Below are 24,056 nucleotides of genomic sequence, written 5' to 3'. Positions count from 1 at the left end.
CCAAATTCCGGCTGCGCCCCTTTCCTTAACCGGGGGCACCGACTAGGTTTTAGTGAACGCATGCAGAAAAGAGGTCGAGATGGTATCCGAAAAACCACCGCGCCGGTCCAACCCGAACAAGGAACCGGTCACGATCGACCTGACGGCGGAGGAAACCGCCGCAGTGGCCGAGCCCGTCCGCGCCAATGATAGCGACGATGTGATCGATGCGCGTGAGAACGATGCCGCCGAAACGCCGGTAGCTTCAGATATTCCGGAAGCCACGCCAATGCCGGAAACGGCAGTGACCGAAACAAAGGCCGAGGCGGAAGCTGCGACGCCGGAAACGCCACGCCTCGACGAACCGGATCCCGAACCGGTAACGGCATCTGCCAAGACGACGGAAGAAAAGGCCAAGGAAGAAGAACCGGGCCTCTTCCAGCCAAGGGCCAGAACTGAAGACTATTCGACCAGAAATGCGGCCCCGACACCATCGAAGCCCGCAACCTCGACGCTGGTCGCATCCGGCATTTTCGGCGGCATCGTCGCTCTGCTTCTGGCCGGCAGCATGCAATATGCCGGCGTCCTGCCCGGCGGCGCATCCTCGTCTTCATCGAGCGACAGCGACGTTTCTGCAGAGATCGCCTCGCTTCGTCAGGAAATCGCATCCCTCGCCAGCAGGCCAGTCGAACCTTCCGCCGATATCACAAGCCGCCTGGCTGCGCTGGAAAGCAACGCCTCGACGGGTGGCGGCGGATCGACCGAGACGGATCAGAAGTTAGCCGCCCTCGAAGCTGAGCTTACCAGCCTGAAATCGGCAAATGCAGCGGCTGCCGCAACCTCGACCCAACTGGCCGGCCGCCTGCAGCAGGCGGAAGCCCAGATCGCCGACAAAGGCCCCGAGCAGCAGGCCGCGCGCGCTGTCGCCGCAGCAGCCCTGAAGAGCGCCGTAGATCGCGGCGGCTCGTTCGAGGCAGAACTGCAGACCTACAAGACCGTCGCTGGCGACGATCCGGCAATTGCAAGCCTCCAGCCGTTCGCCGCCAAGGGCGTTCAGTCGCGCGTCGAGCTTCAGCGTCAGGTCTCCGGCGTGGCGGACAGCATGGTCGAGGCGGTCGCCCAGCCTGATCCCGATCAGGGCCTGGCCTCCAGGCTCTATTCGTCTGCCCTCTCGGTCGTGAAGGTGCGCAAGGTCGGCGACGTCACCGGCAACACACCAGAAGATATCGTCGCCCGTTTCGAGGACCGGCTTCGCTCCGGCGATTTTGCCGCCGCCGCCCGCGAATGGGAGACGCTTCCAGACGCGGCCAAGACGGCATCCCAGTCGTTCAAGCAGGAACTCGACGCCCGCATAGAGGTTGAAAATCTCGTAGGCGGCGCGTTGACCCGCGCGATTACCGGCACTCAAGGCTGAGGACGAAAAACGGAATGGTCAGACTTTTCATTTTCCTTCTCGTCGTTCTCGGTCTCGGCTGGAGCTTTGCATGGCTCGCCGATCGCCCCGGCCTGCTCTCCATCACCTGGCAGGACCACCTGATCGAGACGAGCCTGATGGTTGCCGCAACGATGGTCGTAGCGCTGATTGGCGCCGTCATGCTTTTGTGGTGGATCATCGGCATCATCTGGACCTCGCCTTATTCGGTCCGCCGTTATTTTCGCGCCCGCAAGCGCGACCGTGGTTATCAGGCGCTGTCGACTGGCCTGATCGCGGCCGGCGCCGGCAACGCGCTTCTTGCCCGAAAGATGAGCATCCGTACCCGCAATCTGCTCAGCGCTGACCAGGAACCGCTGATCCACCTTCTCGATGCGCAAGCCGCTCTCATCGAAGGCAAATATGACGACGCCCGTGCCAAGTTCGAGAGCATGTCGAACGATCCCGAAACGCGCGAACTCGGACTGCGCGGCCTCTACATGGAAGCGCGCCGCCTCGGTGCCAACGAAGCGGCCCGGCAATATGCCGAAAAGGCCGTCGAACACGCGCCTTACCTGCCCTGGGCATCCCAGGCGACGCTGGAATCCCAGAGCCAATCCGGCCGCTGGGACGAGGCCTTGGAAACGCTGGCGCAACAGCGTGCTGCCAATATCATCAGCAGGTCCGAAGCCGACCGCCTGAGAGCGGTTCTCCTGACCGCCCGCGCGGGCGAGCGACTGGAAAGCGACCCGAGCGGTGCCCGCGAAGATTCCACCGATGCACTGAAACTGGCCAAGGACCTCGTCCCCGCCGCTATCATCTGTGCCAAGGCGCTGCTGCGGCAGGAAAATATCAAGAAGGCCGCATCGGTCCTGGAAGGCGTTTGGAAGCTTTCGCCGCATCCGGATATCGCCCGCACTTATATCCGCGCCCGCAGCGGCGATAGCACGCTCGACCGGCTGAAACGCGCCGAAAAGCTAGAGGCCATGCGTCCGAACAATATCGAGTCGCTTCTCGCCGTTTCGCAGGCAGCGCTTGATGCTCAGGATTTTGCTAAGGCCAGGGCAAGGGCGGAAGCCGCGGCTCGTGTTGAACCGAGCGAGCGGGTCTACCTGCTGCTGGCCGATATTGAGGAAGCCGAAACCGGAGATCAGGGCCGCATCCGCCACTGGATGCAGCAGGCTCTTCGCGCTTCGCGTAATGCAGCCTGGGTTGCTGACGGCTTCGTTTCGGAAAACTGGCTTCCTGTTTCGCCGGTCACCGGCAAACTCGACGTCTTCGAGTGGAAAGTGCCATTCAGCCAGTTGGAAGGTCCGCTTGTCGAAGGCAAGGTTGCTGCGGACGAAGCGATTGCCGCTCTTCCGCCTGTCATCGTGAACGAGCGGCCACCGGTGGAAACGACAAGACAAAACGCATCCGCAGAGCCGACAATCGTCATAGAAAAGAAACCGGCAAAGCCGGCAGCCGAGCCTGCTGTTGCAGCAAAGACAACAGAGCCGGAGAAAGTCATACCAGCACCTGCTAAAACGCAAGAAAATGACGCCGAACCGGTTCCATTTTTCGGGCGTCCACCGGATGATCCCGGTGTGAAGGATCAAAACGCCGACCCGACCAAAACGCGGTTACGGCTGTTTTAAGGAAAGATGGAGAAGGCCTATCGATGTTGGACCGCATACAGGCCTTTCTCCATACCCTGACATCTCATGAAGACAAGGAATTTGCACCGGACGACCCGCGGGTCGCCTTCGTTGCGCTCTGTTTCCAAGTCATGGAGGCGGATGGTGCCATCTCCAAAAAGGAACAGCAAAAATTCCGTGAACTGATCCGCCAGCGGTATGATCTCAGCGAGGATAGGCTGAAGGCGTTGATCGAGGCCGGCCACGAGGCGGGCCATGAAGCGGTTGACTATTACCGGTTCACTTCCGATCTAAGACGTCATCTCGTCAATGAAGACGACCGCGTCGAACTTCTCGGCATTCTCTGGGACATTGTCTATGCCGATGGTCAGAGAAGCGAGATCGAGGATCATGTGATTTGGAGGATCGCTGACCTTCTCGGTGTTTCTTCGCGGGATCGTGTGCTGCAGCGCCAAGAGGCAGCTGTGCGCCGCGCCGAAGAAAATGCGGAGGAGAGTAAGGACTAACTGATGCTCGTAATGCCTCCGCGAAAGACAGATTTCTTTCCCGTTCTCGTCGTTCTCCATCAGGAGCGCTCGTCGTCCGGCCGCGTTGGCCAGATGCTTCTTGAGAAGGGCTTTCCGCTCGATATCCGCCGTCCGGTTCTGGGCGAAGCATTGCCGCAAACGCTCGCCGGACATTCCGGCGCCGTCATTTTCGGTGGACCGATGAGCGCCAACGATCCCGACCCGTTCGTCAAGCAGGAGACCGACTGGATCGGTGTCCCCTTAAAGGAAAACAAGCCTTATCTCGGCATCTGCCTCGGCGCCCAGATGATGGTGCGCCACCTCGGCGGCAAGGTAGGCGCGAAACAGGGCGAGATCACCGAGATCGGCTGGTACCCCTTACGCCCGACCGAACATGGCCGGCTGCTGATGCAATGGCCGAAAATGGTCTACCATTTTCATCGCGAAGGCTTTGACGTTCCGCGCGGTGTCAAGCTTCTGGCGGAAGGTGACGCCTATCCCAACCAGGCGATCCGTTACGGCGACAATGCCTGGGGCGTGCAGTTCCACGCGGAACTGACCCGCGCGATGATGCAGCGTTGGGTCGTTCACGGCGCAGAGCGCTTCACCATGCCCAACGCGCAGCAGGGCAGCGAGCACCTCGAAGGCCGCATGATGTTCGATGCGCCGCTCAAGGCCTGGCTGTCGGAATTCCTCGATATGGTGTTCCTGAACAAAAAGGCCGTAGCAGCAGCTTCACCCCGATACGGCGCATCGATGCCGGCAACCGAAGTGGCGCAAAGCTGAGCTGCAGCGGGTGTCCGCAGCGACCGGATTAGTTGCGCTCCGGCGCTTCCAGCGTGTCGATCCTTCTGAGCTTCGAAAAGCCGAGCGCCCAGATGACGGTGACGGCAAGCGTGCCGACGCCGCCGATGACGACGGCGGGCACTGCGCCGATGAAATGCGCCATCGTGCCGGCGCGGAATTCGCCTAGCTCGTTTGAGGCCCCGACGAACACCATATTGACGGCGTTGACCCGCCCGCGCACCTCGTCTGGCGTCCAAAGTGCGATCAGCGTTTCGCGGACATAGACGGAGATCATGTCGGCCGCGCCCATGATCATCAGTGAAACGATCGAGAGCCATGGCGTCGAGGAGAGGCCGAAGATCAGCGTGCCGAGACCGAAAAAGCCGACGCCGACAAACATCGCAACCCCTGCATGATGCCGGATCGGGTGGAAGGCAAGCCAGACGGCAACGACGATCGCACCGATACCTGGTGCGGCACGCAACAGGCCGAGGCCCCATGGGCCAAGTTCGAGCACGTCACGTGCGAAGATTGGCATGAGCGCGACAGCGCCGCCGAGAAGCACCGCGAACAGATCGAGCGAGATCGCGCCGAGAACCACTTTCTCGCTGAAGATGAAACGGAACCCGGCAAGCAGATGGGCGACATCGACCTTGGCAGCCGAGGTCCGCTGCGCCGGCTTCGGGATCATGAAGACGAGAAGTGCGGCAAGCGTCAGCAATACGAACGCCACGATGTAGGCAGCCGTCGCGTTCAGCCCATAAAGCAGGCCGCCGAAGACCGGGCCGAGAATGGAGGCTGTCTGCCAGGAAGACGAATTCCAGGCGATCGCATTGGCAAGGTCCTTCTCCGGCACGAGGTTCGGCCCGAGCGACTGCACCGCCGGCCCCATGAAGGCACGCTCGATGCCGAATACGACGAGGATGGCGAAAACCAGCCAGGGTGAAAAGGCGCCGGCGACCGTCAGCCCAAGAAGCGCCGCCGCACAGCCTGCACCGATGACCATGCAGATCGCCATGATCATGCGCCGGTTATACCGATCGGCCACCGTACCCGTGACAAGGATAAGCAGCAGCGAAGGCAGGAACTGGAACAGTCCGATCAGACCCAGATAGAGCGGGTTGCGGGTTTCATCATACATCTGCCAGCCGACCGAAACGCTGATGATCTGGATGGCGAAGCCAGCGAAGAACCGCGACAGGAAGAACTTTGTGTAGGACGAATGGCGAAAAGCTGCAAAGCGGTCGTCAGAGGCAGGAATGGACATCACAAGCGACTTTCAGTGGACCGTCATGGACGAATTCGCGTAGCGCCACTGTTAAACATGCTGAAACTGCGGCGGGTGCGACACTTGCCCGTTAGTTCCCCAATGTCTACATGTCTGTCAACTTGGAATTTGTGGGCCGACCGCCGCGATCCTGAAGGATGGGGCCTGGCAACAAGATTGGAGACCTGAATGCTCGCCCTGTTTCAGACCATTGACCTGGCCTTGAACCTCTACACCTGGATATTGATCGCCAGCGCCATCTTCTCCTGGCTCTTCGCCTTCAACGTTATCAATTCGAGCAACCAGTTCGTCGATGCCATCGGCCGCTTCCTCTATAACGTCACGGAACCAGTCCTGCGCCCGATCCGTCGTGTCATGCCCAATCTCGGCGGAATCGACATCTCCCCGATCATTGTTCTGCTGCTGATCTTCTTCCTGCGTTCCTTCATGTGGACGACCCTCTACCCGATCTTCGCGTGACTTCGATAAGCGTTCACGCCGACCATATAAGGCTGAGCATCAAGCTCACCCCGAATGGCGGCCGCAACGCGATCGATGGTATCGAGACGGATGCGGAGGGTAACGCGTTTCTCAAAGCGCGTGTCTCTGCGGTGCCGGAAGATGGCAAGGCCAACAAGGCGCTGATCACACTTCTCTCAAAGAAGCTGCGCGTGCCGAAAAGCTCGATATCTTTCATCTCCGGTGAAACGGCGCGTAAAAAAATCCTCCGGATCGATGGCGACCCGGAGGATTTGAAAGTGAAGATCGAAAGCCTGATTGGCTGATTACTTCTGGGCCTTGTAGCGGTCGATCGCCTCGACGATCAGGCGCTTTGCGACGTCGACATCCTGCCAGCCGCCGATCTTGACCCACTTGCCGGGCTCCAGATCCTTGTAGTGCTCGAAGAAGTGCTCGATCTGCTTCAGCGTGATTTCCGGCAGATCGGTGTAGTTCTTGATCTTGTCGTAGCGCTGGGTCAGCTTCGGAACCGGAACGGCGAGGATCTTTTCGTCCTTGCCGCCATCGTCTTCCATGATCATCACGCCGATCGGACGAACGTTGATGACGCAGCCCGGAACCAGCGGACGGGTGTTGCAGATCAGAACGTCGCACGGGTCGCCGTCTTCGGAAAGCGTGTGCGGTATGAAGCCGTAGTTACCCGGATAGGTCATCGGCGTGTAGAGGAAACGGTCGACGATCAGAGCACCGGCTTCCTTGTCCATCTCGTACTTGATCGGCTGACCGCCAACCGGCACCTCGACGATGACGTTGACGTCTTCAGGCGGGTTCTTGCCGATGGAAATTGCATCGATACGCATCGTGATCCTCAATTAGGTTCAATTCACCAAGCGTCGATAGCGAAAATCCGGCTCCAAGGCAATAAGCCATTGAATTGACGGGGGCCGGTCACGCAAGGAGAGGAAAGTTATTCCCCGACACGCCCCAAGGGCGCATCAGCTCTGCCAGACGAAGCCGACTTTCTTCAGTTGCGAACCACCGAAATCCTCCATTCCCTCAACGGCATCGTTGCCACCGTGACGGCGGAAGAAGCGGATCGCATGATCGCTGTCCTCCAGGCACCAGACGACCAAACCGCGGCAACCGAGCGAAGTCAAAAGCTTGCGGCTTTCGCCGAAGAGCCGCCGTCCCAGCCCGATACCCTGGAATTCCGGCCGCAGATAGATCTCGTAGATTTCGCCGTCATAGGGCAGCGCCCGGGCCCGGTTGAGGCCAACCGTCGCATAACCGGCAATCTCACCGGCGACGTCAACCACGAGAAGCGTTGCCGGCCCGTCCGTTGCCTTGCGCCACCATTTCTCGCCACGACGTTCCAGCATCTGGATCAACGGCTTGTGCGGAATGAGACCCGCATAGGCCTGCACCCAGCTCTGCCGGTGTACATCCGAGATGGCTCGGGCATCCTGCGGATCTGCCCGCCGAACATCGATAGACAACGTCTTCATAACGCGACTTTAGGTCCTGCTATGCGGGCTCCGCCATCGGTCAATCATTAACCAGACGGATTGCCCACAGAGTTCTGATGGGGACAATGTCCATCGAGTTAACGCTTTTTTAACCTCGGTTACAAGCTGTGCGATTTGCAGGAACACAAAAAAGCCCGGCTTGTGGCCGGGCTTTTCACAACTAGATTTCAGGACGGCTTAGAGAGCTGCCTTCGACTTGTCGAAGCGCTTGCGGTCGTTGGCGTCGAGATAGATCTTGCGAAGACGGATCGACTTCGGCGTGACTTCCATCAGCTCGTCGTCCTGGATCCAGGAGAGCGCGCGGTCGAGCGTCATGCGGATCGGCGGGGTCAGGCGGACGGCTTCGTCCTTGCCGGCCGAACGGATGTTCGTCAGCTGCTTGCCCTTCAGAACGTTGACTTCGAGGTCGTTGTCACGGGTGTGGATGCCGATGATCATGCCGGCATAGACCTTCTCGCCCGGCTCGATAATCATCGGGCCGCGGTCTTCCAGGTTGAACATGGCGTAAGCAACAGCTTCACCGGCCTGGTTGGACAGAAGAACACCGTTGGTACGACCGGCAATTTCACCCTTGTAAGGCTGATAATCATGGAACAGGCGGTTCATGATCGCCGTGCCGCGTGTGTCGGTCAGAAGTTCAGACTGGTAGCCGATCAGGCCACGGGTCGGAGCGAGGAACTTCAGACGAACGCGGCTGCCGCCCGAAGGACGCAGTTCGGTCATCTCGGCCTTGCGCTCGGACATCTTCTGAACGACGACGCCGGAATGTTCTTCATCGACGTCGATGACGACTTCTTCGATCGGCTCCATCGTGGTGCCGTTCTCGTCCTTGTGCATGACCACGCGCGGACGCGAAACGGCAAGCTCGAAGCCTTCGCGACGCATGGTTTCGATCAGAACGGCAAGCTGAAGTTCGCCGCGGCCGGACACGTAGAACGAATCCTTGCCTTCAGCTTCTTCGATCTTCAGCGCAACATTGCCTTCGGCTTCCTTGAACAGACGATCACGGATGACGCGGCTCGTCACCTTGTCGCCTTCGGTGCCGGCAAGCGGGCTGTCGTTGACGATGAAGGACATGGTAACGGTCGGCGGATCGATCGGCTGAGCCTGCATGGCCTCGGTCACCGAAGGATCGCAGAACGTGTCGGCAACGGTGCCCTTGGACAGACCGGCAATGGCGACGATGTCACCAGCGATCGCTTCGTCGATGGCAGTACGCTCGATGCCGCGGAATGCGAGGATCTTGGAAATACGGCCGGTTTCAACCGTCTTGCCGTCCTGGGACAGAACCTTGACGGCCTGGTTCGGCTTGATCGAACCGGAAGCGACGCGACCGGTGATGATACGGCCGAGGAACGGGTTGGCTTCGAGAAGCGTACCGATCATGCGGAACGGGCCTTCTTCGACTGTCGGCTCAGGAACGTGCTTGAGCACGAGATCGAGCAGCGGTGCCAGACCTTCGTCCTTCGGGCCTTCCGGGTTGACGTTCATCCAGCCATCGCGACCCGAACCGTAGAGGATCGGGAAGTCGAGCTGCTCGTCGGTGGCGTCGAGGTTTGCGAACAGGTCGAAAACTTCGTTGATGACTTCTTCGTGGCGACCGTCCGGACGGTCGATCTTGTTGATCGCGACGATCGGCTTGAGGCCGACCTTCAGCGCCTTGCCGACGACGAACTTGGTCTGCGGCATCGGGCCTTCAGACGAGTCGACCAGAACGATCGCACCGTCCACCATCGAAAGAATACGTTCGACTTCGCCGCCGAAGTCGGCGTGGCCGGGGGTATCGACGATGTTGACGCGAACGCCCTTCCATTCAACCGACGTCGCCTTGGCGAGAATCGTGATGCCGCGTTCCTTTTCGAGATCGTTCGAGTCCATGACGCGTTCTGCAACGCGCTGGTTTTCGCGGAACGAGCCCGACTGTTTCAGGAGCTCGTCAACGAGCGTCGTTTTGCCATGGTCAACGTGCGCGATGATCGCGATGTTGCGAAGTGCCATATTAGAGGTTCTCTGAAGTTGGGGCGCAACAATCACGGGGCCACGCCAATTTCGTTGGCGCGCTCATACCCCGTTTTTTGCAAATGCGAAAGGGGGGCCGAGCGCAACGGCTTAATCCATGGGTCTATTCGGCGACGAGACCGCTCCTTCTCAACAATGCAAGCAGGAGAAGCGGCAGGAGAGTGGTGATGAGAATGGCGATGAACGCCATGGCCATGCCGAGCCCGATCGACCCCTGTTCGAACTGACGCCAGATGAAGGTGGCGATCGTCTGCATGCCGACCGGCGCGATGACGACGGACGCTACCAGCTCACGCGAGGCAAGCGCAAAAACGAGCAGCATGGCCGAGGCGAGGCTCGGAAACACGAGCGGCAGAAGGATACGGCGGAAGGCCGTGATGCCGGACGCGCCGAACACGCGGGCTGCGGCTTCGAGATTGTCACCGATCTGCTGGAAGGCGGCCGTGGAGTAACGCATCGTCTGCGGCAGCAGGATGCAGCAGTAGGCGAGCAGCAGGATGAACGGCGTATTGTAGGGAGTCGCCGGCAGCCACGGCATGTTCCAGGCGAGGATCAGGCCGACGGCAACGACGATGCCGGGAAGCGCATTCGGAATGATCGTCAGGCTGTCGATCGCCAGCCGCCCGCGGATTTTCGTCTTCACCACCGTGTAAGCGGCTGTCACCCCGATGAGACCCGTAATCAGCGCCGTACCGATACCGAGCGAGAAGCTATTGGCCAGCGCGCCGAGTGCGCCTGCACTGTTCTGGAAAACCTGCAGGAAATTGTCGAAGCTCATGTTGTCGAACGCCAGCCCGCCGGAAATCGTCCGCGACATGGCGGTGGCAAGGATCGACAGAAGCGGTACGCCGGTGGCAAGGAACGAGACGATGATGAAAGCCGTAAGTACCGGCCACTTCATCGCCCCGAGCGGCCGCTTGTCCTTGGCGGTCGGCTTACCGTTGACCGTCTGGTAGGAGCGGCGCGCGAGAATCCAGCGCTGGCCGAGGAATGTCACAATTGACAGACCGACCAGCAGCAGCGACATGATCGAGGCACCCGGCAGGTCGATCGGCCAGTCGGAAATGCGAAGATCGATGCCGGTGACGAGAACCTGGAAACCGGCACGACGGCCAAGCGCTGCCGGTGTGCCATATTCCTCGATCGCCGCGGCGAATACCAGCATCAGGCTGGCGGCAAGACCCGGTGCGGAAAGCGGCAGCGTGATCCGCCAGAAGGCGCGTGCAGGTGTTGCGCCGAACACGCGGCCGACATCCGCATACCGCGCGCCAACCGCTTCGACCGTGCGCGACACGGCGAAATAGACAACCGGAAACGTGTTGAACGCCATGACCATGGTCATGCCGGCCAGAGAAAACAGGAAGGGCGAAAGATTGAAACCAAGCAGCTGCTGCAGATACCCGCGCGGCTGCAGCGTCATGATCCAACCGAGCGTGGCGATATAAGGCGGGATCATGAAGGGCACGAGCAGGAGCACATCGAACAGCGCCGCGCCCGGCACGCGATAGAGCGCGCGAAACACGCCGAGCGGCACTGCGACCACGGCCGAAGCCAGCACGACGCAGAAACCGAGCAGGACCGTGTTGCCGGCCATGCCGATCAAGGCACCGTCATTCAGCGTGGCAATGAAGGAGGAGAACGGCTTCGCAAACGAGCCTTGGCCAAGCTCGGGGAAAATGCTCTGCATGACGACGGCGGCAAACGGGACGGCGACGACCAGAAGCAGCCCCGCAATCGCAAGCCATGCCGCCGGGGCCGGTCCGCCAACGCTTTTTGCCGACATGGTTCAGTCCTTCATGTCCTGTCGCAGCATTCTTCAAACCACCCGATCCGGTGGCCTTAAAAATGATGCGCGACGTTCAAAACAAAACAGCGCCGCCTGCCCGAAGGCTGGCGGCGCCGCAAAGAGAATTACTTGCCGCCGAAGATCTTGGTGATCTCGCCGAGCGTTTCCTTGCGCTTGCCGTAAACGGCAGCGTTATCGAACTTCAGGAGCTTCAGGTCGCTGATCAGCGGACGATCGGCAGCAACGTCGGAGCGGGCCGGCATCAGCATCTGGGCGGCAACCATCTTCTGGCCGGCGTCGGACAGCATGTAGTCGATGAACTTCTTGGCCTCGTCCTGGTTTTTGGACGAGTTGAGGATCATCGCCGGACGCGGTGCAATGACAGTGCCGGAAGCCGGGAAGACGACCTCGACGCTTTCACCCTTCTTGGCGGCGGCAAGCGTGATGTAGTCGACCGCGCCGAAGACGGCAGCCTTGGCACCCTGCAGAACCGGGTTCAGCGCTTCGGCATTGGCACCGGCAATGATCGCGCCGTTTGCCTGCAGATCCTTGAACAGCTTGAAATCGTCCTGGCCGGCAAGGGCAGCCGTCAGTTCGAAGGACGAGCCGGACTGTGCCGGGTCGGGAATGTTGACCATGTCCTTGTATTCCGGCTTGGTCAGGTCAGCCCATTCGGACGGCTTAGGCGTGCCGCTCTTGGTGTTCCAGGCAATGCCGAGAGCCGAGATGCCCTGTGCGACGGCATAGTCGGACTTGAGGAAATCCGGAACCTTGGCAGCGTTGGGGCTGGAATACTTGACCAGCCAGCCGCGCTTTTCGAAGTCGGTCGCGGTATCCCAGGAAGCCGAGATCAGAACGTCGACGACCGGGTTCGATGCTTCCGCTTCGATACGGGCCATGACCTTGCCGGTGGTCGCCTGGAAGACATTGACCTTGATGCCGGTTTCCTTGGTGAAACCTTCCGACATCTTGTCGATCAGGCTCTGCGGGCCGGCGGTGTAGACGGTGATGTCGGCATGCGCGACACCGGCCATCAGGACGGCGGCAACGGCGCCAAGTGTAATGCTCTTCAACGACTTGAACATGTCCCAAAACTCCTGTTGGGGTGAATGCTTATGGATGCGGATGAACTGGATTTTCGAACCAGCGGATCTGGTCGAGATCGATGGAAAGACCGACGCCATCGCCGGGCTTCAGCTTGTGGCGGCTCAGGACCTGCAGCTCGACCTGATCGGCACCGATCAACGAGACGGTTGCCAGATGCCCGTCGCCCCGGAACTGCGAGCGCAACACGCTGGCGGCCACTCGATCCGGCTGGATTTCGCCGGGCGTGATCGCCGACACGGGAATGAGAATGCTACGCGAGCCGGACGGGCCTTGATCGGCGCGCATCAGGGCGACGTCGCTATTTCCGAAGAACCAGCAGGCATCGCGGTTTTGCAACTCGGCAATGCCACCCAGTCGCAGGAAGTCCGCAACTTCGGGGGTCGCCGGCTGCGCCACCAGTTCGTCCGGGCTCGCGAGCTGTTCGATCAACCCGCCGCGCATGACGGCGACCTGATCGGCAAGCGTCAGCGCTTCCGAGTGATCATGGGTGACATAGATGGCGGTGAGGCCGAGCGAGGCGATCAGTTCCGCCAGTTCGCCAACCATGTTTTCGCGCAATTCGCGGTCGAGATTGGAAAGCGGCTCGTCGAACAGGATAAGCTGCGGCTCAGCGACGATCGCCCGCGCGATCGCCACGCGCTGCTGCTGACCGCCTGAAAGATCGCTCGGCCGGCGAGCGGCATAGGCGGAAAGCCCGACGCGCTCCAGCGCATGCATGGTGCGTTGCTCGCGCTCGGCGCGACCGATGCCGCGCATCTTGAGCGGAAAGGAGACATTGCCGCCGACCGTCATATGCGGCCAGAGCGCGTAATCCTGGAAAACCATGCCGAGATTGCGCTTTTCCGGCGGCGCGAATGCACCGCTCGTGGCATCGGCAACCACCTGGCCGGCGATCGAGACGGAACCCTTGCTTGGCGCCAGAAGCCCGGCCACCAACCGCAGGAGCGTGGTCTTGCCGCAACCGGAAGGACCGAGAAGCGCCAGCGTCTTGCCCTGCCCCAGCGCCACATCGATGCCTTTCAGCACCGGCGTTGCACCATAGTGCAGCTCCAGTCCGGCCGTCGATACGGCAACGTTGCGTGCAAGGCTATCAATTGTCATGGGAACCGGCGTCGGCAGAAGATGATGCCGGTTCCATAGTCAGCCTGCATGACAGGCGGGTTACATTTTTATGACACCAAGATGACAGTTGTTCGCGAAGAGCGGGATAAGATCAGGCGTCACCGCCCGAAAGCTCAGCCACCATCGCCAATCCCTTCTTCTTCAGCATCGCCGTCGGATCAGGCAGCTTGCCGCGGAAAGCCTTGTAGGTGACTTCCGGATCGATCGAGCCGCCGACAGAATAGATGTTGTTCTTGAGCTTGCGCGCCATCACCGGATCGAAGGCATTGCCGACCTCTTCAAAGGCCGAGAATGCATCCGCATCCAGCACTTCCGACCACATGTATGAGTAATACCCGGCCGCATATCCCTCTCCGGAAAACACGTGCTGGAAATGCGGCGTTGCGTGGCGCATGACGAGCGAGGCCGGCATTTTCAGTTCCGACAGGATTTCGGCCTGCACCGCCATCGGATCATCCGCAGGAGCCCGCGTGTGAAACGCCATGTCGACCAGTGCCGACGAGGTGAACTCGACCGTCGCGAAACCGGCATTGAAGGTGCGCGCCGCCAGAACCTTGTCGAGCAGCTCCTTCGGCATCGGCTTGCCGGTCTCGTAATGCACCGCATATTTTTCGAGGATTTCCGGCACCGTCAGCCAGTGTTCGTAAAGCTGCGACGGCAGTTCGACGAAATCGCGCGACACGCTCGTTCCGGAGACGGACGGATAGGTCACATCCGAGAGCATGCCGTGCAGCGCATGGCCGAACTCGTGGAAGAGCGTGCGGGCGTCATCGAGCGAAAGCAGAGCAGGCTTGCCTTCCGCCGGCTTGGCGAAATTGCAGACATTGTAGATGATCGGCAGCTCGCCCTTAGCACCATTCTTCAATGGCAGTTTGTGCTGCGACTGGAACGAACTCATCCACGCGCCGGACCGCTTGGAGGACCGGGCGAAATAATCGCCGAGGAACAGTGCCTTCAGCGCACCGCTCTCGTCGCGCAGCTCGAACACCCGCACATCCGGATGATAGGCGGCAATGCCTTTCAGCTCGGCCAGCGTCACGCCGAACAGCCGCTTGGCAACATCGAAACAGGCTTCGATGACCTTTTCCAGCTGCAGATAGGGCTTAAGCTCGGATTCGGAGAAGGAGAAGGTCCGCTCGCGCAGCTTCTCGGCATAATAACGCCAGTCCCACGGCATGACCGGGTGGTTCTTGCCCTCTTCCGCCACCAGCTTGCCGAGGCTTGCTTCTTCTTCCAGCGCCTTGGAACGCGCCTTGTCCCAGACCTTGTGCAGCAGGTCGTTCACGTTGTCGGCGGTCTTTGCCATCGTGTTGTCGAGCTTCAGGGCCGCAAAGTTTTCATAACCCAGAAGCTTTGCCTTTTCCGCACGCAGCGCTAGCGTCTCGCGAACGATCGCTACATTGTCCCGCGCACCACCGTTTTCACCGCGCGCCACCCAGGCCTTGAACGCCTGCTCGCGCAGGTCGCGCCGGGCCGAGAATGTCAGGAACGGCTCGATGATCGAGCGCGACAGCGTCACCATATAGCCGTCGGCCTCGCCGCGATCCCTGGCGGCAGCAGCCATCGCATCGCGCAGAAAATCCGGCAGGCCTTCCAGCTCGGCCTCGTCGGTCAGCTTCAACGACCATTCCTTCTCGTCTCCGAGAACATTCTGGCCGAACTGCGCACCGAGACCGGCAAGCTTTTCGCCGATCGAAGAAAGCCGGTCCTGCTCGGGCTTCTCAAGCTTGGCACCCGATTTGACGAAGCCTTTCCAGTGGCGCTCCAGCACCCGCTCCTGCTCGAGCGTCAAGCCAAGCTCCGCCCGCTTTTCCCACAAAGCATCGATGCGACCGAAAAGAGCGGCATTGGTGCCGATCTTCGAATAATGCCGTGACATTTTCGGCGCGATTTCCCGCTCCAGCGCCTGGATCGTCTCGTTCGTATGCGCGCCGGCCTTGCCCCAGAACAGGGAGGAGACGCGGGAAAGCTCGTCACCGGCAATTTCCAGCGCCACGACGGTGTTCTCAAAGCTAGGCGCTTCCGGATTGTTGGCGATAGCGTCGATCTCCGCCTCGTGGCTTGCCAGAGCCACCTCGAAAGCGGGAGCGAAATCCTCGTCTTTCACGAGATCGAACCGCGGCAGGCCTTCATGCCCGCTCCAATCGACAAGGGCACGGTTGACGGAAGCGTTGGCCATAAGGGAAATCCTTCTGCGATTCTGATTTGTTTCTGGTCTACAGGATAGGTTGTCGAGTGTCTGGATCAAGTACGACAAAGCGAAGCTTCACGCAGTCGTTCCACGCGGCGGCGAGCTTTTCCGTTTGCGGCCACGCGGAAAGATAGTAAGTCAACCTTATGAGCCTTCCAGTCAAAATCTCCCATGATGTGCCGCAAGGCGATATCCTGGGTCTGTTGATCGTCGATACCGCGCGTGCATTGCGAACGGCGTTTGAAAATCGCATCAACGCGGCAGGGCTGGGCCTCACCCCCGGCGAGGCAAGGGCGCTGATACACATCGCCGATCATGAAGGCAGCCGGCAGCTCGATATTGCCTCGCAGATGAGCGTCGAGCCGATGACGCTCTGCACCTATCTCGACAAATTGCAGACACTTGGTCTGATCGAGCGCCATAAATGCGCAGCCGATCGGCGCGCCAAGCGGATTGCCCTGACAAATACGTCGGATGACATGATCCGCAGGATCCGCGCCGAGCTCCACGTCATTCTCGACCATGCGACATCCGGCCTGTCTCTGGAGGCAAAAAGCCAACTGGAAGCGTCGCTTTCCGCGGTGAACAGGAATCTCCAGGAGACCTCTCCTCCCGCTCCAACGGGTGCCGATGAGCGACGCTGATACCGCCGCCCGCCCGACAATCATGACGGAGCGGCGCACGAGCGTCATCGGTGCGCTTCTGACTGCAATCGGGCCAGTGTCGATGGCGGTCTACACACCCGCCATGCCGGAACTGGTTCGCGCTTTCGGCACGACGGAATCCGCCATCAAGCTGTCGCTCTCGCTTTATTTCGGCGGCTTCGCCTTAGCCCAGTTGCTCGCCGGCCCCGTTTCCGATGCCTATGGCCGGAGAAAAGCCTCGATTGCCTTCCTGACGATCTATGTTCTGGGCTCGCTGATCGCAGCCATGGCGATCGACGTCGACTGGATCCTCGCAGGACGACTGATCCAGGGGATCGGCGCTTCGGTCGGCGTCACCGTTGCCCGTGCCGCCGTTCGCGACCAGTTTCTCGGCATACAGGCCGCGCGGATCATGAACATGATCGGCATCATTCTGGCGATCGGTCCAGCGCTCGGACCGACCATCGGCGGACTTGCCCTTTCCGCCTTCGGCTGGCAGTCGATCTTCCTGCTGATGATCGCCTTCGGCGCGAGCGCATTGCTGACCTGCGTCTTTGCGCTCAAGGAAACAGCCGTTCCGGACCGGTCGCGCCTGCGGCCCGTCACGCTGGTAAAAACCTATGCCGGCCTGATCACCGACCTGCGCTTTCTCTTTCCCTCGCTCATTCTCGGCGGCTCGATCGGCGCGCTTTATGCCCAGGGCACCATGCTGCCCTTTGTCCTGATCGATGTGGTCGGCCTCAGCCCGACGCAATTCGGCCTCGGCATGCTGGCGCAGACCGGCTCTTACCTGACGGGTTCGATCACTCTGCGCATGATCTCCGGCCGCGTATCCGGTCCCGCCGCGGTTGCGATCGGCATCGGCTTCTGCGGAACAGGCGGCTTCCTGATGCTGTTGTCCGTACACCTGCTCGATCCGACATTCCTGTCGATCATGGTCCCGGTCGGCATCTGCACCTTCGGCATCGCCTTTCTGACGCCGCATGTCGTCACCTCCGGCCTCGCCGCATTTCCGAAGGTCGCAGGCTCAGCCTCCGCACTGATGGGCTTTATCCAGATGGGCGGCGGCTTTCTCGGCGGGCTGGTGGCTGCCTCTTTCGCAAACCCGCTCACCTCATTCGGCACGATCATCCCGGTGATGGAATTCACGGCGGTCACGGCCTATCTCGCCCATCACTTCATCAGCCGCCGGCAATAAAAAACCCCGCTGCGATGACAGCGGGGCCTGATCGGATAAATCGGTAAACCCGATTATTTCAGCTGGTTGCGCTTGGCGAGCGTGCGCAGGCGCAGCGAATTGAGCTTGATGAAGCCGGCTGCATCCTTCTGGTCGTAGGCGCCGTGATCGTCTTCGAAGGTGACGAGCTGGTCGGAATAGAGCGACTTGGCGCTTTCGCGGCCGATCACCATGACATTGCCCTTGTAGAGCTTCAGCGTCACTTCGCCTTCGACATGTTCCTGGCTCTTGTCGATCAGGGCCTGCAGCATTTCGCGCTCCGGCGAGAACCAGAAGCCGTAATAAATTAGCTCGGCATATTTCGGCATCAGCTCATCCTTGAGGTGAGCAGCGCCGCGATCGAGCGTGATCGATTCTATTGCGCGGTGAGCAGCCAGCAGGATCGTGCCGCCGGGGGTCTCGTAGACGCCACGCGACTTCATGCCGACGAAGCGGTTTTCAACGAGATCGAGACGGCCGATGCCGTTGTCGCGACCGTAGTTGTTGAGCTGGGCCAGCAGGGTTGCCGGCGACATGGCGACACCATTGATCGAGACGGCATCACCCTTGTTGAAGCCGATCTTGATCGTGGTTGCCTGGTCGGGAGCGGCTTCCGGCGAAATCGTGCGCATATGCACGTATTCCGGGGCCTCGACGGCCGGATCTTCGAGAACCTTGCCCTCGGAAGACGAGTGCAAGAGGTTGGCATCGACGGAGAACGGCGCTTCACCCTTCTTGTCCTTGGCAACCGGGATCTGGTGCTGTTCGGCAAAGTTCAAAAGATCCGTACGGCTCTTGAACGTCCAGTCGCGCCACGGAGCGATGATCTTGATATCCGGGTTCAGCGCATAGGCCGACATTTCGAAACGAACTTGGTCGTTGCCCTTACCGGTCGCGCCGTGCGCGATCGCATCGGCGCCGGTCTTCTTGGCGATCTCGATCAGGTGCTTGGAGATCAGCGGACGGGCGATCGACGTGCCAAGCAGATAGACGCCTTCATAAACGGCATTGGCGCGGAACATCGGGAAAACGAAGTCACGGACGAATTCTTCGCGGACATCCTCAATGAAGATTTCCTTGATGCCCAGCATCTCGGCCTTCTTGCGCGCAGGCTCGAGCTCTTCGCCCTGGCCAAGGTCGGCCGTGAAGGTCACGACTTCAGCGTTGAGTTCGGTCTGCAGCCATTTCAGGATGATCGAGGTGTCGAGACCGCCGGAATAGGCGAGGACGACCTTCTTTACGTCTTTCGGGAGTGCCATGATGAATATGTCCGTCTGCGGGTGGCGGCGGAGACAAATCCGCCGAAATTGGATCGCCGAAGTTTTTAGCGAGTTTCTGGGGCCGTGCAAGGAAAACCCGGAGAAACAGCGTCAGAGATGACGCCGCACGTTCATCCGCTGGTGAAGGATGCGGATGATTGTGAGGTGCGTATCTGTCTGACGGTAGATAACGACGTGAGATCTGAAGGACAGCGCGAGATAGTTTCGTTTCAGATCCGGCATCATGCGGCCGGATCGAACCCCTTCCGCAAGCATTCGGCACACATCCCGGAGTTCGAAAGTATAGGCTTCGGCCTTCTCGAAGCCCCAATGCTCTTCCGTAGTCGTAGATTTCGTCGATATCGGCTTCGGCCTTTGGCGAGAAGACAAGTGCCTTCATCGTTGTGTGCGCTGAGCCCTTTTGCGCTCGATGAAAGCACCGAAATCGAACGGCTGCGGCTCTCCCGAAGCCTCGCCTTCATCAATCGCGGCCCGAAGCGCCTCGATCTCGTCCTCTTCGCTTTACTTCAGAAGCCTCAGCGCCTCTTCGATCACTTCGCTTTCGGAAGCATAACGTCCGTCATCCACCTGCTTCTTGACATAGGCGGCCGTTTCTTCATCCACCCTGATCGATATGATCTCGCCCATCGGCTTGGCTCCGCTTCAATATCCCGTCATGTTGACGGGGTAGCGATAGATACCATATCCCCCCGGACCTTTGAACAGCAGCGTCATAGAGGAGACCGACCCATGACCGTTACTCATCCCGCTCTGAAAAAGGACAATGTCGCCGTCATCACCGGAGCCGCTTCCGGCATCGGGCTTGCAGCGGCCAAGGAGTTTGCTCGGCAGGGCCTATCCGTCGTGCTTGTCGATCTGGAGGGGGAAAAGCTCGTCGAGGCCTGTCGCGAAGTGACGGCACTTGCCGAAGGCGGCGAACACGATGTCGCGGCGATCGGCACCGATGTGTCGAAGCCGGACGAGATCGCAGCGCTTGAGCGGGCCATCATCCAGCGTTTCGGCCGCGTCCATGTGCTGATGAACAATGCCGGCATCCAGCCCGGCAGCAGCATTTTCGGCCCGCAGGCGAACTGGGAAAACGTGCTCGCCGTCAACCTGATGGGCGTCGTCAACGGCAGCCGCATCTTCGGCCCCGCGATGATCGCCCATGGCGAACCGGCATTGATCATCAATACCGGCTCTAAACAGGGCATCACCACGCCACCGGGAGACCCCGCCTACAACGTCTCCAAATCCGGCGTAAAAACCTTCACGGAAGCGTTGCAGCACGAGCTACGCAACACCGAAGGCTGCCAGGTTTCGGCGCACCTTCTGATCCCCGGCTTCGTCTTCACCCCGCTTGCAGCCAATGGCCGGACGGAAAAGCCGGAAGGCGCATGGACCTCGGAACAGACGGTCGAGTTCATGATGGAAAGCCTCGGTCGCGGCGACTTCTACATTCTCTGCCCCGACAACGATGTCGATCGCGCCACAGACGAGCGCCGCATGGCCTGGGCGATCGGCGACGTGATCGAAAACCGCCCGCCGCTTTCCCGCTGGCACCCGGACTTTGCCGACGCATCAAAACAATTCATCAACAACCGTTGATTGATCGAATTGGCATGGGCTCGAAAGCCGGATAAACGGGATCGACGATCCTCCGGCTTTCGAGAACGACCATGGAATTCCTGCCGAGCCTGCCGACCCTTATTGCCTTCACCGCCGCCGGTCTTCTCCTGTCGATCACGCCGGGGCCGGACATGACATTGTCGATCAGCCGCGCGATCAGCGAAGGCCGCAAGACGGCGCTGCTTGTCGTGCTCGGAACGAACTTCGGCATCGTCTGCCACACACTTCTGGTGGCCTTCGGCATCTCGGCGCTGATCACCGCCTCGCCGACAGCCTTCTTCATCCTGAAAACCGGTGGTGCGGCCTATCTTCTCTGGCTGGCCATCCAGGCAATCCGTTTCGGCTCCAGCCTCTCGGTCGAAAAGGTCGAGCGGCCGCAAAGCAGCGCACTCGCCAGCATGTCGCTCGGTTTTTGGGTCAACATCCTCAACCCCAAGGTCATCATCTTCTTCATGACCTTCCTGCCGCAATTCGTCTCGGCGCAGGATCCGCATGTCACCGGAAAGCTGATCTTCTTCGGGCTTTATTTCATCGCCATCGGCATGCCGATCAACGTCATCGTCGTGCTGGCTGCAGACAGGCTTTCAAACTGGCTGCAGGCCAATCCGAAAGTCCTGCGCGGCATCGACTACACCTTTGCCGGCGTCTTCTCGATCTTCGCGGCAAAAATCTTCTTCACACAGGCGCGCTGACAAATGACGCGCTGACCAGCGTCAGCCGATCAGCAGCGCGTCGTCGTCCAGCGTCTCGCCACGCATCTTGCGGAACATGGCGATCAGGTCCTCGACCTGCAGGTCCTTGCGGCTATCGCCGCTGACATCGAGAATGATCTCGCCGCCATGCAGCATGATCGTGCGGTGGCCGAAATCCAGGGCCTGACGCATCGAATGCGTCACCATCAGCGTCGTCAGCTTGCGCTCCGAGACGACGCGCTGGGTAAGCTTCATGATGAACTCCGCCATGCCCGGATCGAGCGCCGCCGTATGCTCGTCGAGCAGAAGCACATCCGAACCAGCCATCGTCGCCATGACCAGCGACACCGCCTGGCGCTGACCGCCGGAGAGAAGATCCATGCGGTCCTTCATCCGATTTTCAAGCCCCAGATTAAGTTCGGCAACCCGCTCGCGAAAGAGCTCGCGGCGGCGCGGGCCGAGCGCCGAGCGCAGGCCGCGGATCTCGCCACGGCGTGCCGCAAGAGCAAGATTTTCCTCGATCGACAAGGAGCCACAGCTGCCCGCCAGCGGATCCTGGAACACGCGGGCGACCAGACCGGCACGCGCGGATGTCGACTTGCGCGTCACATCCGTATTTCCGATCATTACCTTGCCTTCGCTCGCCAGCACGTCGCCGGCAAGAACGCCGAGCAGGGTCGACTTGCCCGCACCGTTGGAGCCGATCACGGTCACGAAGGAACCTTCCTCGATCGTCAGATTGACGCCCTTGAGCGCCTCCTTCTGCAGCGGCGTGCCCTTGCCGAAGGTGACATGGATATTGCTAAGATCGATCATGACGAGGCTCCCCGGCGCAGGCGCGGCAGAACGAGCGCCACGGCCACCAGGACGGCGGTGACGAGATTGAGGTCGGAAGCCTTGAGGCCGAGCGCATCCGTCGACAGGGCCAGCTGAATGGCGATACGATAGAGGATCGAGCCGACGACGCAGCCGATCAGCGCCAGAAGAATGCCTCGTGCGCCAAACAGCGTCTCGCCGATGATGACGGCGGCAAGGCCGACGACGATCGTGCCGACACCGGAGGTGACATCTGCAAAGCCGTTGGTCTGCGCAAACAGCGCGCCGCCCAGCGCCACAAGCGCATTGGAAAGCGCAAGCCCGAGATAGACCTGCCAGCTCGTATCGATGCCCTGAGCGCGAGACATGCGCGGGTTGGCGCCGGTCGCGCGCATCGCAAGCCCGGCATCGCTTTCGAGAAAGCGCCATACCGCGATGACCGCAATCACCACCAGCACGCCGACGAAGAGCGGGCGCACATAGACCTCACGCAGGCCAAGGCCGAAGAATGGGCTCAGCATCGTGTCGGCATTAATCAGCGCCACGTTCGGCTTGCCCATCACCCGAAGATTGACGGAGAAGAGCGCGATCATCGTCAGGATCGAGGCAAGCAGGTTGAGGATGCGGAAACGCACGTTGAGAAACGCCGTCACCGTACCGGCGGCGGCACCGGCCAGCATGGCGGCCAAGGCTGCAAGCCACGGATTGATGCCAACGGTAATCAGCACGGCAGCAACCGCTGCACCGAGCGGAAACGATCCGTCGACTGTGAGATCGGGAAAATCGAGCACGCGGAAGGCAAGAAATACACCGATGGCGACAAAGGCGAAAACCAGCCCGAGTTCCACTGCGCCCCAGAAGGCGATCTGACTAAGCACCTTGTCGTGCTCCCCTTTTATCCGTCGCATAGCGCGCCGGTTGGTCGTCGGTCACACCGGATGACGATGGTATCATCCGGTGCGTTGATGAAAGGCGGCTTATTCGACCGTGCGCGTGGCACGCGAAACGATGGCCTCAGGCAGCGTAACGCCCATGCGGCTGGCTGCACCCTTGTTGATAACGAGATCGGTACCGACAGCAACGGTCACCGGAATATCGCCGGGAGCCTCACCCTTGAGGATACGGGCAACGATCGCGCCGGTCTGCTTGCCGACATCGTAATAGTTGAAGCCGAGAGCGGCAACGGCACCACGATCGACCGAGCCGGTATCGGCGGCATAAAGCGGGATCTTGGCTTCTTCGGCAACACCGACAGCTGCCTCGAAAGCCGAAACGATCGTGTTGTCGGTCGGGATGTAGAAGACATCGGCGCGGCCGACGAGACCGCGGGCAGCGCCCTGCACTTCAGCGGACTTTGTCGCAACCGATTCCACCACCGTCATGCCGTTCTTGGCAGCTTCTTCCTTCAACGCCGCGAGGATCGAAACCGAGTTGGTTTCAGCCGTGTTGTAAAGGAAACCGATCGACTTCGCGTTCGGCGAGATTTCCTTGATCAGCTTGATATGCTCGGCAACCGGCGACATGTCCGAAAGACCGGTGACGTTGCGACCGGGCTTTGCCACATCCTTGACCAGCTGCGCGCCGACCGGATCGGAAACCGCAGTAAAGACAACCGGAATATCGCGAGTTGCCGAAACGACGGCCTGGGCCGAAGGCGTGGAGATCGGCACGATGACGCTCGGCTCTTCGCCGACGAACTGGCGGGCGATCTGCGCGGCCGTGCCGGGATTGCCCTGCGCGGACTCATACAGGAACTTCAGGTTCTCGCCGTCCTTGTAGCCGGCCTCGGCCAGTGCTGCCTTCACGCCGTCACGAGCGGCATCGAGTGCAGGATGTTCGACGATCGCCGTCACGGCGACGGTAACGTCGGCAGCTTTTGCAGGCATGGCGAGAGCCGTCGCTGCAGCAAGGGCAAGAATGAAAGCGCGCATAGGTTTCCTCCGGGCGATTTTTAGCTTTTTGGCTTCTTAGGGAGCCGGGCAGCCGAAATCAACAAACACCTGA

General features: G+C 60.4%; 23 protein-coding genes and 1 pseudogene. 10 read left to right on the top strand and 14 right to left on the bottom strand.

Translation table 11 applies throughout. From position 1 onward, the window contains the following. The first annotated feature begins 79 nt into the window (after positions 1-79). The 4 genes from MRBLMR1_RS26205 to MRBLMR1_RS26190 are packed head-to-tail and all read left to right on the top strand — an operon-like array spanning position 80 to position 4,319. Positions 80-1,393, top strand: a complete 1,314-nt coding sequence (locus MRBLMR1_RS26205; protein ID WP_148147840.1) for a mitofilin family membrane protein — start codon at positions 80-82, stop codon at positions 1,391-1,393. 14 nt (positions 1,394-1,407) lie between these two features. Continuing rightward, positions 1,408-3,027, top strand: a complete 1,620-nt coding sequence (locus tag MRBLMR1_RS26200) for a heme biosynthesis protein HemY (protein ID WP_148147839.1) — start codon at positions 1,408-1,410, stop codon at positions 3,025-3,027. A 23-nt stretch (positions 3,028-3,050) separates the two neighbouring features. Then, a complete protein-coding gene (locus MRBLMR1_RS26195; protein WP_148147838.1) occupies positions 3,051-3,533 on the top strand; it encodes a tellurite resistance TerB family protein in 483 nt (160 codons plus the stop codon). Positions 3,534-3,536: 3 nt separating this feature from the next. After that, entirely contained in the window at positions 3,537-4,319 is a 783-nt protein-coding gene (locus MRBLMR1_RS26190; protein ID WP_148147837.1) for a glutamine amidotransferase, read from the top strand. A 28-nt stretch (positions 4,320-4,347) separates the two neighbouring features. Here the strand turns inward: MRBLMR1_RS26190 and MRBLMR1_RS26185 are convergent, their stop codons facing one another. Further along, positions 4,348-5,586, bottom strand: a complete 1,239-nt coding sequence (locus tag MRBLMR1_RS26185; protein WP_183686355.1) for an MFS transporter — start codon at positions 5,584-5,586, stop codon at positions 4,348-4,350. Between the two features lie 189 nt (positions 5,587-5,775). Here MRBLMR1_RS26185 and MRBLMR1_RS26180 point away from each other — a divergent pair, with 189 nt between their 5' ends. Together MRBLMR1_RS26180 and MRBLMR1_RS26175 are read left to right on the top strand one after the other, a co-directional pair. Continuing rightward, positions 5,776-6,066: a YggT family protein gene (locus MRBLMR1_RS26180; RefSeq protein ID WP_148147835.1), complete on the top strand. Its 291-nt coding sequence runs from the start codon at positions 5,776-5,778 to the stop codon at positions 6,064-6,066. Beyond that, entirely contained in the window at positions 6,063-6,371 is a 309-nt protein-coding gene (locus tag MRBLMR1_RS26175) for a DUF167 domain-containing protein (RefSeq protein WP_148147834.1), read from the top strand. The genes MRBLMR1_RS26180 and MRBLMR1_RS26175 overlap by 4 nt, the downstream gene beginning before the upstream one ends. Here the strand turns inward: MRBLMR1_RS26175 and ppa are convergent, their stop codons facing one another. The 7 genes from ppa to MRBLMR1_RS26140 form a co-directional block, all read right to left on the bottom strand. Continuing rightward, positions 6,372-6,905 carry an inorganic diphosphatase gene (gene ppa / locus MRBLMR1_RS26170; protein WP_148147833.1) on the bottom strand — a complete coding sequence of 178 codons (534 nt, stop codon included), beginning with the start codon at positions 6,903-6,905 and terminating at the stop codon, positions 6,372-6,374. It lies immediately after the preceding gene. Positions 6,906-7,040: 135 nt separating this feature from the next. After that, on the bottom strand, positions 7,041-7,550 hold the full coding sequence (locus MRBLMR1_RS26165) for a GNAT family N-acetyltransferase (protein ID WP_148147832.1): 510 nt from the start codon (positions 7,548-7,550) through the stop codon (positions 7,041-7,043). Positions 7,551-7,748: 198 nt separating this feature from the next. Next, positions 7,749-9,569 carry a translational GTPase TypA gene (gene typA, locus MRBLMR1_RS26160; protein ID WP_148147831.1) on the bottom strand — a complete coding sequence of 607 codons (1,821 nt, stop codon included), beginning with the start codon at positions 9,567-9,569 and terminating at the stop codon, positions 7,749-7,751. 124 nt (positions 9,570-9,693) lie between these two features. Continuing rightward, on the bottom strand, positions 9,694-11,373 hold the full coding sequence (locus MRBLMR1_RS26155; RefSeq protein ID WP_148147830.1) for an ABC transporter permease: 1,680 nt from the start codon (positions 11,371-11,373) through the stop codon (positions 9,694-9,696). 128 nt (positions 11,374-11,501) lie between these two features. Then, the gene (locus MRBLMR1_RS26150) at positions 11,502-12,461 is read right to left on the bottom strand and encodes an ABC transporter substrate-binding protein (protein WP_148147829.1); all 960 of its coding nucleotides are present in this window, start codon (positions 12,459-12,461) and stop codon (positions 11,502-11,504) included. 28 nt (positions 12,462-12,489) lie between these two features. After that, a complete protein-coding gene (locus tag MRBLMR1_RS26145; RefSeq protein ID WP_148147828.1) occupies positions 12,490-13,584 on the bottom strand; it encodes an ABC transporter ATP-binding protein in 1,095 nt (364 codons plus the stop codon). Between the two features lie 112 nt (positions 13,585-13,696). Further along, positions 13,697-15,784: a M3 family metallopeptidase gene (locus tag MRBLMR1_RS26140; protein ID WP_148147827.1), complete on the bottom strand. Its 2,088-nt coding sequence runs from the start codon at positions 15,782-15,784 to the stop codon at positions 13,697-13,699. Positions 15,785-15,942: 158 nt separating this feature from the next. Between MRBLMR1_RS26140 and MRBLMR1_RS26135 the strand changes: the two genes are divergently transcribed. Then, entirely contained in the window at positions 15,943-16,440 is a 498-nt protein-coding gene (locus MRBLMR1_RS26135) for a MarR family winged helix-turn-helix transcriptional regulator (RefSeq protein WP_148147826.1), read from the top strand. Between the two features lie 22 nt (positions 16,441-16,462). Further along, positions 16,463-17,638 (top strand): multidrug effflux MFS transporter, encoded by a 1,176-nt coding sequence (locus MRBLMR1_RS26130; RefSeq protein WP_148147857.1) that lies wholly within the window; start codon positions 16,463-16,465, stop codon positions 17,636-17,638. 53 nt (positions 17,639-17,691) lie between these two features. Here MRBLMR1_RS26130 and MRBLMR1_RS26125 read toward each other — a convergent pair whose 3' ends face one another. The 3 genes and pseudogenes from MRBLMR1_RS26125 to MRBLMR1_RS26115 form a co-directional block, all read right to left on the bottom strand. Then, positions 17,692-18,915, bottom strand: coding sequence for an argininosuccinate synthase (locus MRBLMR1_RS26125; protein ID WP_148147825.1), 1,224 nt, complete (start codon positions 18,913-18,915; stop codon positions 17,692-17,694). 111 nt (positions 18,916-19,026) lie between these two features. Beyond that, a complete protein-coding gene (locus tag MRBLMR1_RS26120; RefSeq protein ID WP_500066956.1) occupies positions 19,027-19,200 on the bottom strand; it encodes a type II toxin-antitoxin system RelE/ParE family toxin in 174 nt (57 codons plus the stop codon). A gap of 111 nt (positions 19,201-19,311) precedes the next feature. Next, positions 19,312-19,563 (bottom strand): annotated as a pseudogene (locus tag MRBLMR1_RS26115) (type II toxin-antitoxin system ParD family antitoxin). 102 nt (positions 19,564-19,665) lie between these two features. Between MRBLMR1_RS26115 and MRBLMR1_RS26110 the strand changes: the two are divergent. Next, positions 19,666-20,523, top strand: coding sequence for an SDR family NAD(P)-dependent oxidoreductase (locus MRBLMR1_RS26110; RefSeq protein ID WP_148147824.1), 858 nt, complete (start codon positions 19,666-19,668; stop codon positions 20,521-20,523). Positions 20,524-20,594: 71 nt separating this feature from the next. Beyond that, positions 20,595-21,236 carry a LysE family translocator gene (locus tag MRBLMR1_RS26105; protein WP_148147823.1) on the top strand — a complete coding sequence of 214 codons (642 nt, stop codon included), beginning with the start codon at positions 20,595-20,597 and terminating at the stop codon, positions 21,234-21,236. A 21-nt stretch (positions 21,237-21,257) separates the two neighbouring features. On the opposite strand, the gene MRBLMR1_RS26100 is transcribed toward MRBLMR1_RS26105, so the two are convergent. The 3 genes from MRBLMR1_RS26100 to MRBLMR1_RS26090 all read right to left on the bottom strand — a co-directional run bounded on the left by MRBLMR1_RS26100 (position 21,258) and on the right by MRBLMR1_RS26090 (position 23,983). Further along, on the bottom strand, positions 21,258-22,052 hold the full coding sequence (locus tag MRBLMR1_RS26100) for an ABC transporter ATP-binding protein (protein ID WP_148147822.1): 795 nt from the start codon (positions 22,050-22,052) through the stop codon (positions 21,258-21,260). Next, a complete protein-coding gene (locus MRBLMR1_RS26095) occupies positions 22,049-22,960 on the bottom strand; it encodes an ABC transporter permease (RefSeq protein WP_148147821.1) in 912 nt (303 codons plus the stop codon). The genes MRBLMR1_RS26100 and MRBLMR1_RS26095 overlap by 4 nt, the downstream gene beginning before the upstream one ends. Positions 22,961-23,029: 69 nt before the next feature. After that, entirely contained in the window at positions 23,030-23,983 is a 954-nt protein-coding gene (locus tag MRBLMR1_RS26090) for an ABC transporter substrate-binding protein (protein WP_148147820.1), read from the bottom strand. Positions 23,984-24,056: the final 73 nt, after the last annotated feature.

This window comes from Neorhizobium sp. LMR1-1-1.1 (genome assembly GCF_040675795.1).
GTDB classification, from domain to species: Bacteria; Pseudomonadota; Alphaproteobacteria; order Rhizobiales; family Rhizobiaceae; genus Neorhizobium; species Neorhizobium cellulosilyticum.
Note: the sequence above shows the minus strand (reverse complement) of the source record. Positions and strands in the feature narration are given on the sequence as shown.